Annotated in this window: 11 protein-coding genes; 6 read left to right on the forward strand and 5 right to left on the reverse strand. The window is 51.9% G+C overall.

Going from position 1 to position 14,151, the window contains the following annotated elements; all coding sequences use genetic code 11:
• Positions 1-8 precede the first annotated feature (8 nt).
• From DWZ56_RS03645 to mltG, 3 genes are all read left to right on the forward strand, one after another.
• Positions 9-914: a S8 family peptidase gene (locus DWZ56_RS03645; RefSeq protein WP_118555220.1), complete on the forward strand. Its 906-nt coding sequence runs from the start codon at positions 9-11 to the stop codon at positions 912-914.
• A gap of 204 nt (positions 915-1,118) precedes the next feature.
• The gene (locus DWZ56_RS03650) at positions 1,119-2,108 is read left to right on the forward strand and encodes a phosphotransferase family protein (protein WP_158584430.1); all 990 of its coding nucleotides are present in this window, start codon (positions 1,119-1,121) and stop codon (positions 2,106-2,108) included.
• Positions 2,105-3,265, forward strand: coding sequence for an endolytic transglycosylase MltG (gene mltG / locus DWZ56_RS03655; protein ID WP_118555031.1), 1,161 nt, complete (start codon positions 2,105-2,107; stop codon positions 3,263-3,265). Before DWZ56_RS03650 ends, mltG begins: the two co-directional genes overlap by 4 nt.
• A 49-nt stretch (positions 3,266-3,314) precedes the next feature.
• Here mltG and DWZ56_RS03660 read toward each other — a convergent pair whose 3' ends face one another.
• The 5 genes from DWZ56_RS03660 to DWZ56_RS03680 all read right to left on the reverse strand — a co-directional run bounded on the left by DWZ56_RS03660 (position 3,315) and on the right by DWZ56_RS03680 (position 10,369).
• Entirely contained in the window at positions 3,315-4,493 is a 1,179-nt protein-coding gene (locus tag DWZ56_RS03660) for an ABC transporter permease (protein ID WP_147369379.1), read from the reverse strand.
• An 8-nt stretch (positions 4,494-4,501) separates the two neighbouring features.
• Positions 4,502-6,220 carry a biotin/lipoyl-binding protein gene (locus DWZ56_RS03665; protein ID WP_118555033.1) on the reverse strand — a complete coding sequence of 573 codons (1,719 nt, stop codon included), beginning with the start codon at positions 6,218-6,220 and terminating at the stop codon, positions 4,502-4,504.
• Positions 6,221-6,243: 23 nt separating this feature from the next.
• Positions 6,244-7,083, reverse strand: a complete 840-nt coding sequence (locus DWZ56_RS03670) for a carbohydrate ABC transporter permease (protein ID WP_118555034.1) — start codon at positions 7,081-7,083, stop codon at positions 6,244-6,246.
• A 4-nt stretch (positions 7,084-7,087) separates the two neighbouring features.
• Positions 7,088-7,927, reverse strand: coding sequence for a carbohydrate ABC transporter permease (locus DWZ56_RS03675; protein WP_118555035.1), 840 nt, complete (start codon positions 7,925-7,927; stop codon positions 7,088-7,090).
• A 69-nt stretch (positions 7,928-7,996) separates the two neighbouring features.
• Positions 7,997-10,369, reverse strand: coding sequence for an extracellular solute-binding protein (locus tag DWZ56_RS03680; RefSeq protein WP_158584431.1), 2,373 nt, complete (start codon positions 10,367-10,369; stop codon positions 7,997-7,999).
• 312 nt (positions 10,370-10,681) lie between these two features.
• On the opposite strand from DWZ56_RS03680, the gene DWZ56_RS03685 reads away from it, so the two are divergent.
• The 3 genes from DWZ56_RS03685 to DWZ56_RS03695 all read left to right on the forward strand — a co-directional run bounded on the left by DWZ56_RS03685 (position 10,682) and on the right by DWZ56_RS03695 (position 14,128).
• Complete coding sequence (locus tag DWZ56_RS03685; RefSeq protein WP_118555037.1) at positions 10,682-11,362, forward strand: response regulator transcription factor; 681 nt, start codon at positions 10,682-10,684, stop codon at positions 11,360-11,362.
• Positions 11,363-11,367: 5 nt separating this feature from the next.
• Entirely contained in the window at positions 11,368-12,666 is a 1,299-nt protein-coding gene (locus DWZ56_RS03690) for a sensor histidine kinase (protein WP_118555038.1), read from the forward strand.
• A 334-nt stretch (positions 12,667-13,000) separates the two neighbouring features.
• Positions 13,001-14,128, forward strand: coding sequence for a hypothetical protein (locus DWZ56_RS03695; RefSeq protein WP_118555039.1), 1,128 nt, complete (start codon positions 13,001-13,003; stop codon positions 14,126-14,128).
• Positions 14,129-14,151 lie beyond the last annotated feature (23 nt).

Consider the following 14,151-nt stretch of genomic DNA (forward strand, 5'->3'; position numbering starts at 1 on the left):
AGGCGCAGATGCTCCATGCAATCGCTACAGTGCACGGAGAAGGCGCACATAAGAAAAAAATTACCGGAAAAGGCATAGGCGTGGCAATCCTGGACACCGGGATCACACCGCATCCGGATTTTGATAACCGAATCCTTGGATTTTGTGACTTTCTTAAAAACCGCAGCATTCCCTATGACGATAACGGGCACGGCACCCATGTGGCCGGAATTATAGGCGGCAGCGGAGCGGCTTCAGAGGGGAAAATTGTCGGAATGGCCCCCGGCTGCAATCTCATCTCATTAAAGGTACTGGACAGAAAAGGCAACGGCAGCTTAAGCAATGTGCTGTCCGGCCTGAACTGGATCATTAAAAATAAAGACAGATACGGAATCCGTATTGTAAATATATCGGTAGGTGCTTTGGCCAAAAAAGGGATGGGAGAGGATTCCATTCTGGTGCGCAGTGTGGAAGAAGTCTGGGATCAGGGGCTTGTGGTGGTAGTTGCCGCCGGCAATCTGGGACCTGGGCAGAGCACGATCACGACGCCCGGCATAAGCCGGAAGGTGATTACGGTGGGCTGCTCTGACGATGCCAAGATGGTAGAGGTATTCGGCACCAAGATGGTGCATTACTCCGGCCGCGGCCCTACCAGAGACTGCTGTATTGTAAAGCCTGAGATTGTAGCGCCGGGCTCAAATATCATCTCCTGCAACGGTCTGTACCAGAAAACGCATAACTATTATGCGGTAAAGAGCGGAACCAGCATGTCCACTCCGATTGTATCGGGAGCAATTGCCCTGCTGCTGGAGAAGCAGCCGTGGCTTACCAACGCGGAAGTGAAGCTGAAGCTTAGGGAAAGCTGCGATGACCTGGGATTTGCCAAATGCCATCAGGGCTGGGGACAGCTGAATGTGAAAAAGCTGTTAAGCTGACAGAATGTGGCCGGCAGTCCTGCATCAGCGGAAATTTTGAAACAGGCCGGCACTTCTTTAAAGGGATGCCGGCCTGCTTCTGCTACAGGGAACAGTTGCATATGATTTCGGAATATGTTAACATAAATGCAGCCCGTATTTTACAAAACGGAGCCTGTTCATGATAAAATGAACGGTAAAACGATAAAAGATTGGGAGGCCGTTATGTACAGCAAAACCAAGCATGCTCAATCGGAGGACGTACTTCGGCGAATGGCCGTATTCGCTTTGGGATTAAACCAACAGGAGGCGGAGAGTACAAAGGTCAGGGAGCTGACCGGCGGTTACTTTAATGCGGCCTATGAGCTGACACTTGCGGATGACCGGCAGGTGATTGTAAAGATTGCGCCCTGCACAGACCGTCTTTTAACCTATGAAAAGAACATCATGCAGGCAGAGGTGGAGGCAATGCGGCTGACGGAAGAGAAAACCGCAGTGCCGGTTCCGCATATATACTGTTATGACAACACTCATCATCTGTGTAACTCAGACTATTTTTTTATGGAGAAGCTGGAGGGCCTGCCCTACAGCGAGTGTATGGAGTGGATGACGGATACAGACAGAGATCAGATAGAGGAAAGCCTGGGCCGCTGCAATGCTCAGATAAATGGATTGAAGGGCCTAAGCTTCGGGTGTCTGGGAAGGATAAAGGAGCAAAAAAACAGCTGGAGAGAGGCGTTTGCAGTTCTTTTAGAAGATGCGCTGGACGACGGCATGCGTGTATCCGCGGATCTGGGAGTCGGTTATGAAGAAGTGCGATCGCCGGTATCCCACAATCTGGATGTGCTGGATGAGGTGAGCGAACCGGCCCTGGTTCATTGGGATCTCTGGGCGGGAAATGTGTTTGTGAAGGACGGTAAAATAACCGGAATCACCGATTTTGAACGGGCGCTGTGGGGCGATCCTTTGATGGAACACTATTTCCGCATGATTACGGAGCCCAAAAGGCCGGAGGCATTTTTGAGAGGATATGGCAGGACAGAGTTTTCGGATCATGAGATGATCCGCAGACTGCTCTATAATATCTATATGTATGTGATCATGATTGTGGAGTGCTATTACAGAGAATATGAGGATGAAGGGCAGTACCGCTGGTCGGTCATCAAACTGAAAGAAAGTCTGGACATGCTGGAAAGGAGAAACGGAAGAAAATGAAAAAACGGATGAAATACCTGCTTATGCTCATCGCTTTTGTTTTGCTGATGACAGGCTGCAATAAGAGCGGTAAAGCGGATGAAACGACTGCCGCCAATACCGAGGATGAACTTAAGACGGTGAAGGATCTGGGAGATTCCAGCTTTCGCAAATACCTGGACGGTTTAAAGTCCGATGAGGTGGATGAGAGCGAGCGCATCGATGCGTATCAGCTGACCAGCGGGAATGTGAAGCTGTCCGATGAGGAAACGAGAGAGTACACCTATACCGCCCAGGCCTCTGTGACTACCGCCGCAGGCGGGGATACCATATCCGTAACTTATCAGATACGAAAGATCAGCGACGGAGCTTTTGAAACCGTGAGCATGGATTTTGAACGCGGAAATGCGGGAACGGATCCGGCAGCGCCTTCTGACGGCGGCAGCAGCGGCAGTCAGGCCGGGGAGACAACGGAATCGCCTACAGTCCGCATCACCATACCGGAAGGGTATACGGTGGCACAGATATTTAACAAGCTGGAAGAAAACGGTGTATGCAGCGCCGAGAGCCTGTTTGAGGTGTGTAACAGCTTTGATTACAGCTATTACAGCCTGGTAGCAGAGATACCGGAAAACGAACACCGCTGTTTTAAGCTGGAAGGATATCTCTTCCCCGATACGTATGATTTTTACCGCGACAGCAAGCCGGAGGATGCGATCGGCGTATTCCTTCGCAATACGGAAAAGAAGATCAGCGATGAAATACGGTCCGCGGCTGCCGATAAGGGGCTGTCCGTCTATGAACTGCTGACCATTGCTTCCATGATTGAAAAAGAGGGCGCCAATCCGGATGAGATGCCCAATATCTCGTCCATCATCTATAACCGTCTGGATGCGGGCATGAAGCTGGAATTGGACGCTACGATCACTTATGTGGAGAAACATATCAAGCCCTACATTGACGGGGATCAGGACAGATACAGCGCCTATTACAATACTTACCGCTGTGATGCGCTTCCATCCGGTCCCATAAGCAATCCTGGCATGAAGGCGATTCAGGCGGCGCTGAATCCGGCGGATACCGATTATTATTATTTCGTTAATGATGATTCCGCCAATTACTATTATGCAGAAACCTATGAAGAGCATCTTAAAAATGTGGAGAAGGCCGGACAGTGAGGATACAGCCCGGGAAATGCGCGTAAAACGGCATTTTCCAGGCTGCTGTTTATTTATCTGTACAGTTCAAAACGGTTAACCTGATCTGTTTCAGATAGCTTGAAAGGGCTTGACAGAGCAGGGCCCAGGGGAGCAGGAGCCACATGATCCGGTAATCGTTTTGCAGCCATACGGCGACCAAAAAAGAGAGCACCATGCAGCCGCACAGCAGATAAAACAGATTATCCCTAAGTGCGGCGGATGCTGTTTTTATCCAGAGCGGGAGCAGCAGCGCGGCCATGACCCCGTTTACAGCCGCATTCCAGCTGACAGCCAGCAGGGCCTGTTCCGGAACCGTTTTTTCTGTCTGGACCAGCAGCCGGATTTGTTCGGCAGTATCGCTGAATTTGTTCTGCCAGAAAGTGAAGTCTGACCAGCTGCCGGGGATCAGCGATGCGGGAAAACGCGGCGGATACGGCATAAACCACAGAAACACTGCCAGCGCGGCTGCCGCGGTCAGAAAACAGCCTGCAGCCGGTACAGGTAAATGCCGCAGCCGGAAGGCTTGTTTAAACAGCTTGCCACAGCCCCACGCGGCTGCAAGCAGCGGCATGAGCACAGCGGCCAGCCTTGCGGCCGTATGATACAGGGAAATCCGGCGGGAGGTTCCATAGATGCCATGCCGGTCCATAAAAGACTGTGCATCTTTATCCGTGCTTTGTGAATCATCCGGCCGTCCGAGCGTGAGCATGTTTAGCTCTGCCTGATCCGACGGCAGGGGTGCGGCCGCAATAATACCGTCATACTGATCCAGGACACCCCGTACCGTGAGCGTGCGGCCGTCCAGTTCAATTTCCATCCCATCCGCATTTACGCTTCCGAACAGACGATAGGCCAGGTCTTTGGAGATCAGACAGCCCTTTTGATCGGAAGGATCCAAAACGGTTTGGCCAAACAGCAGGGAACTGTCACCATAAACGATCAGACAGCCGGCGGCTGCGGATCGGTTCAGGACAGGGTTTCTTATCTGCTTTTCCAACAGCTGGCTCCAGAGCAGAAAAGGCATGGGATGGGCTTCACTTTGTTCCTGCGCCAGCATACCGGCTGCCTTTTGCGGATTTAAAGGTGTATCGGTAAGATCAAACAGCCAGGCAGTGGATGAGATATCCAGCCGGTCCGCATCTGCCAGAGCCTTTGCCATGCATATAAGAAGGGCTCCTGACAGCAGGAATAAGACCAGATATCTCATTGCCGCCTTCATTCTTCCGACAGACGTATGCGGTCGCCGGTCTGCAGCGGCTTGGTGGAGGTTTCAACGAATTTTTGTCCTGAAGGAAAATCGGTGGGAGAGAGCGCCGCGTATTTCCCGTTTTTCTCCAATACGGTGACTTCCAGTTTTTCCACGGTCCATTCGGATCCCAGTACGGTCTGCACTTCTTTGGGGATCAGCAGATAGCTTTTATTCTGTTCCATATGCAGCGCGCTTAGAGGCACGCAGCTTTCATAGATTTTTGACCTGCTGGTGGCTTCCAGCACTGCGGCGGAACCGATCTGTGCCAGGCCCTTGGGAATACTCACCGATATGTCATAGAGATCCGGATTTTCGGCGTTGACCTCAATCGTATCAATGGTCAGATCTTTCAGCTCTTTTTTGTCATTGCCGACTTTTAAGATGACACTGTCGCCGCGGTTTAGATGCTTCGCGTCCTCTGCACTAATCTGCGCGGTAAACCTGCATCCGGCATCTGCATTGGCAAGAAGTATGCTGGTATTGGATGAAGTGGGTTCACCTGTCATCACGGACACTTTAAGGATCAGTCCATCCGCGGAAGATGTTACAACGCCCTCACAGGCCAGCATATCTTCCAGCTTTTTCAGAGCATCTTCTTTCTCTTTCAGCTCGAGCTTCGCGATCGTTTCAGAGCTGTCGGCCCGTTTAGGGCTGTCGGCATCCTCGATGGCCCGTTCTGCCTGCCGCAGGCTCTCTGCCTGTGAAGCCAGCGCATCCTCATAGGCCAGCTTTTTCGCATTATAGTCGTCTTCCAGAGCCTTTTCCTGCGCTTTCCGCTCTTCCCCCGCGTTGCTGTTTACGGTAGCCTGGTATTGATCCAGAGCGGTTTTAGCATTGGCGGAGACATCGGAGGCATTTTTTAATGTCCTGTCCGCCTGTGACAAAAGCGGCTCGTATTCGGCCCTGGCCTTAGCTTCGATCTTCTTTTTTTCTTCTTCGGTCAGTATGGCATTGCCTGAGAGGCCGGATTGTGCTTCCTGAATCCTGGCCTGAACGGTTTCTTCCAGTTCTTTGTTGAGCGTGTTTAGAGAGTCCTGTGCGCTCTGCTGCTGGGAAAGGGCTGTATTGTATGCATTTTTCAGGCCTTCCAGTATATCGTTCTGACCGTTTTGGGAAGGCTTATTCCTGAAGTCGGTCAGCGCCTGGCTGGCTTCGTCCATGGCCTGCTTCGCCTGCTGTATGAGCTTGTCTGTCTTTTCTTTTGTTGTGTTGTAATCCTCTCTGGCGCGTGCGATGCTGTTTTCCTTATTTTCCTGATCCAGCCGATTGTTGGAAGCAGCCGCCTGAGCCTGCAGCTTCATCTTTTCGATCTCCTGGTTCAGGGCGAGGATCTGGGCGCTTAAATCCTCCGTATCCAGCGTAAACAGCGGATCGCCCGCTTTTACGGATTCGCCTTCCCTCACATGCACCTGCTTCACTTTCACATTGGGGAGGGTGGAGAGCGCGGTTTCCTGATCCTGTACGGTGCGGCCGTTAGCGGTGATATTATAGTCAATGGTCATTTTCTGCGGAGATGCCAGGACTGCCTCGGCTATGGTCATGCTGCGGGCGGCTCTCGAAAGAAGGGTGAGCAGTATCATCAGAAACATAAATCCCGCCAGGCACCGCAGGGCTTTTTGGCGCAGGGAGACCGACTGAAAGTCAGGGATCCGGACAGAAGTTATTTTTCGGAGCAGTTTATTCATGTGTTACCTCCATTATACATTTGTCATTCTTTTATAGCGCTGGCAATGATGCCCTGTTCCAGATAATCCTGCCCGCTAAGAAAGATCAGGACGGCCGGAAAAAGTGCGGTGACTGAAGCGGTGAAAGCTATTCCTGCGCGGTCCAGACTGATATTAGGCAGATACAGTGACAGCGGCCACAGGCGTTTATCCTGCAGAAAGGTCAGGGGCTGCTCGATTAAGTTCCAGTATTCCAGAAAACTTAACACGACCGCAGAAACCACTCCGGCGGAGCCTAAAGGCAGGCCGATATGAAGAAAAATCTGCAGCGGGCCCGCGCCGTCAATCTGCGCGGCTTCCAGGATGGAACCCGGCACGCCGCAGAAAAAACGGTACATGATGAATACCGGAAATGTGGAAAAAGCCGCCGGGAGAATGATGCCGGCATGGGTATTAAGAAGATGAAGGCGGTCGAGAACCAGGTAGTTGGAGAGCATGGTCACCTGAAAAGGCATCATCATCAACAGTATATACAGGGTAAAAACGGCTTTTTTCAGGGGAAAACGGTATTTGGCAAACCCCCAGGCGGCAGGTATGCCCACAAGCACCTGCCCGGCCAGGATCCCCGCGGTTAACTTTACTGAGTTCCAGAACATCACAAAGAATTCCGGTGAGTCCAGAAGCAGACCGGCATAGTGTTTTAAGGTGGGCATCATTGGCAGCAGGCGGAAGGATGCATAGCCTTTGCTGCCTTTAAGGACCGGTCCCAGCAGTGAAGAAAGTTCTGTATCGGCCATCAGCGAGCCTGTCAAAAGAAACAGTATGGGATAACAGGCGATGCCCGCCAGCAGAAAACAGAAGAGAAGCGGTAGTATTTTTTTCATTCGGTCAGTCCTCCTCGCCGCCCCAGGATTTTTTAAGGATCAGCACTAAAGCGAATATCACGGCAGCACAGGTGACGGCCCCGGCCGCCATCTTATCCAGCGACAGATCCCGAAACCAGTTATTGAACAAATGCTGCAGCAGATACATGCTTTCATGGGGATAATCCCCAGCCACCAGATAGCCTTCGCGGAACACCTTAAAGGAGTTTAGAAGCGACAGAACGGAAATGGTAAACAGCGTGGGCATGAGGCCTGGCATCGTGATCTTTAGGAAGCACTGGAAGGAACCTGCTCCGTCCACTCTGGCCGCCTCATACAGGCTGACCGGTATGGAGGAAAGGCCCGCCATCCATAACACAATGTTGTAGCCCAGATTGCGCCACAGGTAACTGATGACCAGAATCCAAAAAGCAAAGCCGGTATTCATCCAGTCCGTTCCGGCATATCCAAGGCTATGGAGCAGATGATTTAGCAGGCCGCTGTTGTGAAACAGCACCCGCCATAAAAGCACCACGGAGGCCACGGGTATGGCCATGGGAAGCAGAAAACAGGTTTTTAAAATGCCCCCTGCCGCCTGCCTGTTTAAAAAGGCGGCGATGCTTAGCGACAGGACGATGAGCAGAGGAATGCAGATTCCCACAAAGCGCAGCGTATTTTTACCGGCCAGAAGGAAGGCCGGATTGGTGAAAACCGTCAGATAATTCTGTATCCCTACCCACCTGCTGTTCACCGCTTCCAGAAAGGAGCGCCGTATCACATCCAGAAAGGGGATCAGCACAAAGATACAGACACCGATGAGGCTGGGCAGTACAAAGAGGATTCCGGTCATCTGTCTTTTTTTCATAAAATAGGATCCTTTCAGTGAATTGAGGAGAAACGGGCCGGCATCTAAGTCGAAGCCGGCCCCGGTGATTTATTCGGAAAGGTAGAGATTGATTTTCTGCATAATATCCGATACCGCCGTATCCAGATCTATGCTGCCGTCTAAATAGCGGCCGGCAGGGGCTCTTACCGCATCCAAAACCGTGGAGTCTATGGCGCAGGGCGTGTTTAGAGCTGTAAGGATAGCCCGGAACTCATTCAGCTGCTCTTTAGACGGCCAATGGATGGTGAGGGTGGCTTCACCGCTCGCCGCATCACTGACGGAGAGACTGCCCAGATCCGCATCGCCGCTTTGATTTTCTTCTTTATCACAGGCCTGGTCAAAGGCCGCGCGGTTTACAGGAAAGCCTTCGGTGCTCATGAGCTGATTCTCTTTCGAGAGAAAGGCCCGGATGAAGTCCTGTGCATCCCCGATCTGTCCGCTTCTGGCGTTTATGCCGACGATATTTCTTGGAATATATACGTTGGATGCCTGACCGTTCATGGGAACATAGGACAAGCCCAGCGAATCATTGGCGGATATAATATAGGAGAGATCATTGACTGAGCTTATAGCACCTGCGTTTAAAACACGGTTTCCGTACAGATAATCAAAGAGTCCCATCAATGCATCCGCAGTATTGCTGCTTAAGCCCCCGCCGCCGACAAAAACAATCGTCTGATCTGGTTCTTCCTGGCCGGTGCCGGCTTTTTCGGCATCGCCGATCTTTTTGAGCACGGTCAGAAATTCTTTCAGCTTACTCTCATCAATTGTGCCATCCTGCAAGAACCAGGCCGGTGCACAGACCGGATACAGCAAATTCAGCAGATCGTCGCTGTCAGTGCGGGTAAGGATTGTGCTCTTATCCGGGTTTGATTCGCGCAGGGACGAAACCAGATCGCCCAGGGAGGCTAAATCTGACACCTGCTCTATGCTGGCGGTGCTCCCCTGCAGGATCGGCACCTGAAACCCGGTGGGGACCGCATTTACCTGGCCGTTTTTCTCATAAGCCCGGGCAATGTTTTCAAAGAGTCCGTCGGATTGTTCAATCTCATCCAGCAGACCGGACAGGTCCGCCAGCATGCCTTTTTCTATATAGGAGTCGATGGGCATACCGTCCAGTATCAGCACATCCGGCCCCTTGCCGGCCATGATGTTTGTGTTTAAGGTACGGAGCGCATCGGATGCGGTCACCGCATCGTCGCCGGACATACCGATTTCCAATGAAACAAATGTATCCGGGTGCTGTTTCTGGTAGGCGGCAATTGACTGGCGGACGGTCATGCTGTCTGTCAGGGAATAAACTTTAAGCTCTTTTTCCGGCATGGCGCTCACCTGGTCGGAGTAGGCATAGCGGTAGAGCTGCATTCCCGTGCGTGTATAGGCAGAGATCAGGAACGTCCCGTCATCATTTACTGTCATGTGTGCCAGAGAGGTATCAGGACTGCTGAAGGATACCAGTGAGCCGTTTATGATCTGTTCCATGGCAGTTCCGTCCTTAACATGGCGGTACAGCCCGGTGGAATTCAGATAGTAGACAGAGCCGTCTTCCTTCCCGGATGCCATCAGAAGTGCGCCGGATCCTACGGTGCTGACGGCAACGCCGTTAGATGTTTCACCTTTTGCATTTTTATAGAAATCATTTAACACGCTGTCGGCGGCAAGAAGCTGGCCGGTGGTGGTATCATAGCTGTCTATACCGGAGGAGGTCACGGCATACAGGGTAGTTCCGATACAGAAGGTGGTCAGGCAGTCCTGATAGGTGTGCAGGACTTCTTCGGTTTCCGGGTTGATTTGCAGCAGTTCTCCCGTAATATTTGATACCAGTAGCTCACCGGCAGCCGTGAAACCGCTGGAATTGGGCATCTGGCTATAGGACGCTATCTCTGCCGTGCTGCTGAATGTGACCGGTATCTGCTTCAGTTTAAGATCGCTGCTTATATAGTACCATTGGCTGTCCAGCGAGGTGTTTTCTTCGCTGCCGTCCCCTGTTGAGAAGATCTGCTTGTTGATCAGAAGTGCCCCTTCCCGGCTGATCGCGGACGTAGAAGCGTAGAAACTGCCGCTGTTTTTTGCTTCAGTCCCCGTCTGGGGCCCGAAGCCCGCTTCTTCAAGGATTTCGCTGTAGCCTTCGGCCTCCTTAAAAGTCAGCCCGTTGTCCTTGGAGTCAAACACATGCATGCCCTCCTTAGCATCCGTACAGAGCATGCGGATCGTGCCGTCTGCAAGCCGTGCGAGAGCGGAAACCGATGTCATGCCGTCAGGAAGAGGAACACTTTCTTCCAGATACCGGCCCATTGCTTTGCTGCCCTCCTCCCCCTGCGTGCCTGATATCCCGCCGGAAGGCTGTTTTGAGCAGGCTCCAATCAGCATCATAGCGATGATCAGACATGCTGCGAGCCCTCGTTGCATAGATTTTTTCATAATATACCTCATTTCTGCACCGCATGTGATAGAACATTCCGGACTGCGGTGCCGGCCGGATGGATCGTTGTTGCAGGTATTATAGCATCCCAGTCTTTAAATAATCTCTAAAAAATTTGTAGATTCTGTGATTTCCCCAAAATCCGGTGACAGGGGGAAGAAAATGAGGTAAGATACTCACGAAGGCGTGAGCCTGCGGGAGGGAACGGATGCATCGCAGCAGTCCCGGCCCCACTGCGGCCGGTTTCTCCGCCACTGCCCCGTCACACAATCCCCATCATATCCGGCCGCTAAAGAAAGGACACTTCACTCATGAGAATCTTAATCATAGAAGACGACAAAAACCTCTGCGACACCCTTAAATTCCAACTGCTGCAGGAAGGTTTACTCATAGACGTCTGCCATGAAGGCCCTGAAGGCCTCCACTGCATGCAGCAGCAGGCATATGACCTGATCCTCCTGGACTGTATGCTGCCGGAGATGGACGGCGTGAGCCTGCTGCGTATCGCGCGCGCCCAGGGCGTCATGGCGCCTGTGATCATGATCACCGCTTTGGGAGAACTGGAGGATAAGGTGACCGGACTGGATGCCGGAGCGGATGATTATCTGGTAAAGCCCTTCGCCTATGAAGAATTGATGGCCAGGATCCGTTCCATTTTCCGACGGCCTGCGGCCTGGGCAGCCAGGCGTGAGCTGACAGCCGGAGACATAGCGCTGGAACCGGATGAAAAGCGCCTGACAGGTCCCAGGGGTTCCTGCAGCCTGTCCAGAAAGGAAGGAGAGCTTTTGGAAGCTTTTCTGAAAAATCCCGGGCGGACGCTGCCAAGAGCGGTCCTTTTATCCCGCGTGTGGGGACCGGATGCGGAAGTGGAGGACGGAAATCTGGATAACTATATACATTTTCTGCGGCGCCGTCTAAGGGCGGTGGGGAGCAGGATGATCTTAAAAACGGCCAGAGGGATCGGTTACAGCCTGTGCCGGCCGGAGGACTAAACAATATGTTTCAAAAACTGCAAAGAGAGATGACTGTATTTGCCACTCTGGTAACGGGATTGATTATGATCGCCGTGTCTTTTGTATACCTCATCAGCTCTGAAAAACAGACCAAAAGCGCTAACAGCAGAGAATTTATAAGCAGCGCGGAATCGGTCATCTCCTATCTTGGCGGGCAGACCTCCATCAGCCGTCAGTGGATGGAGGGCGTGCGGCAGAACGGTAAGTATATACTGGCGGTGTGGGATAACGGCACCCCATTCCTATTTAATGAACAGATGCAGGATGTAAAGACCGAGGAGCTGTTGATGGAAGCGGTCACCTATACCCGGGAAAATTATCTGCTGGATATTTTCCAGGGGCCCAGCGCTACTGTGGTGCCGCAGCATGTGGAGTATACCTATCGTAGGGAAAACGGACAGCAATTCTATATTTCCGCGATGGTTGTGCCAAAAGACAGCGGCTATTTAAGCTGCCTGCTTTTATACCCCTTACGGATGCAGGCAGAACAGATCCTGCAACAGAGGCTGCTGGTTCTGGGACTGGACGCTGCCGCCGTGCTGTGTCTCCTCTTGTTTTCCTGGTTTTTTACGGGCAGAATGATCCGTCCGGCGAAGGAAAGCAGACAGAAGCAGATTCAGTTTATCGCGGATGCCTCTCATGAACTGCGCACGCCGCTGGCGGTGATCCTTTCCGCCGCATCGGCGATGGAGAAGGCAGAGGCAGGGGATCAGGGCCGTTTCCTCACGGTGATACGCCAGGAGGGGCAGAAGATGTCACGCCTGGTGGATGATATGCTGCTTTTAGCCAGAGCGGATAACCGCAGCTGGACCTTTCATATGGAGGACGTGGAGATGGATACACTGCTGCTGGATGTTTATGAGGCCTGGGAGCCGAGGGCGCGGCAGAAGGAGATCCGGATGGAAGCGGTACTGCCTAAGGAAGCGCTCCCCATGTGCAGATGCGACCGCCGGAGGATGGAGCAGATCCTCACAATATTGGTGGACAATGCGGTCAGCTACACGCCCTGCAAAGGGAATATATGGCTGAAGGCAGAGGCGTCCGGCAGATATGTGCGAATCAGCGTCATTGACAACGGACTCGGTGTGGCGGATGAGCATAAGGATAAAATTTTCGACCGCTTTTACCGGGCGGATTCCTCCCGCAGCCAAAAAGATCACTACGGATTGGGCCTGTGTATAGCCAGTGAGCTTGTGAGGCAGCAGAAGGGCATGATCGCGCTTCATGATACCCCAGGCGGCGGTGCTGCTTTCACAGTATCCATGCCGGTCTGTGACGGGTAGTGAATTGCTGTTATTCAAAAAAATCAGTGTGCTGTCCGGATTCTATTCAGCCAAACCGTGCCAAAGAATCCGGCCAGCACATCAGTAACAGAATGTTACATTATATTCAGTATTTCAGCTTGAATTCCCAAGCCCGATTTATTATGATAGATACAGCAACAGTCTTTAAAGGCATTTCTGCCTGATACTCCCCAAAGTAATTGATAACGGTAAATCTTTAAAATCATAGCGCATCCACGCTCTGCCTTTCCTTGCCGCATGCCGGTTATCTCATGCCGGATTTATATGGCCAGGATCATCCCGCTGCGGAGTATGCGCAATATATGGAGGATATATGGAACAGGAGTATACGAATGGGATACTGTATAAGGGAATTCACTATGTAAGGCCGGCAGACCGGGATATACAAAAGCTGCTGTTAGTACTGCAGGAGCTGGCCGGGGAAGGAAACAGCGGCGATATTATCAGGGAAGAGCAGACCTCTTATGGAACAGTGAACACAAAGCTGCTGGATTGTGCGAGAAAACTGTGTGAAGAACTGCAGGATTGGAGTGAACCGGCGCGGCAGAACGGATTTGAGCAAGCCCGGGAGAATTGTGTGGATACTACGCTGCTGCTGGTCTGTGCGGTGGGACGGCAGCAGGAAGTGTATGAGGATCTGGACAGGCTTTATTTCTCAAACCCAGAGGTATACGAGCGCTGCACCCTGCATTCTTCCTATTTTCATTCTCCCTGTTTCTATGGCCTGACGCTGGAGATGCAGATTTATGCCGCCCGATTCCTGGGGATCTTGGAATACCTTAGAAATGAATGTTTACAGCAGCAGGAGCGCGACAAACTGGAGGATCGGATTTATGGCATTTTCTACGCCGGATGGGACTGGATCGGCCAAGTCTTAAGCAGCAAGCAGTCTATGGATATAGGTGAAATAGCAAAACTGCTGTCTTTGGATGAAAGAGAAGAGAGGCAGAGGCTGGAGCTGTTTGGCGTGGCCTTTCTGCTTGCGGAGAGGCAGAAGGTATGTATAATCGAGGGTCCGCAGCTGTATCAGATTTATGACAGCATGGAGTCAGCGGTCTGCGGACGTTTCGAGGATCTCCCTCCGGCGGGCCCCATCAGCATAGAGGAAGAGGTGACGCTGGCCGTATTCCGCCAGGAAATCCGCCAGCGCATCGGAGAATCGGTATCTTTGGATCGCATGAGATCCTGTACAGATCAGGAAGTGAAGAGGATCAGCGATTGTATCATGGGGCTTTTGGGCACCGGGCAGGCAGGTGAGCTATTGCTTCACGACAGACAGGCGGCGGTTTCGGATATTGAGAGGATACTTTATCTGGAGTATACGCGGGGAGCCATGAAAACTCTGGATATTGGAACGTTTATTCGTGATCTGATTATTTTATTCCTGATCCGGCAGATTGACAGTACCAGGCAGGAATATTTCCGGCATTTGGAAAGGTAAATCCATGTTTATCTTATCTTTTT

The organism is Lachnotalea sp. AF33-28 (assembly GCF_003477885.1).
In the GTDB taxonomy this organism is placed as follows: domain Bacteria; phylum Bacillota; class Clostridia; order Lachnospirales; family Lachnospiraceae; genus AF33-28.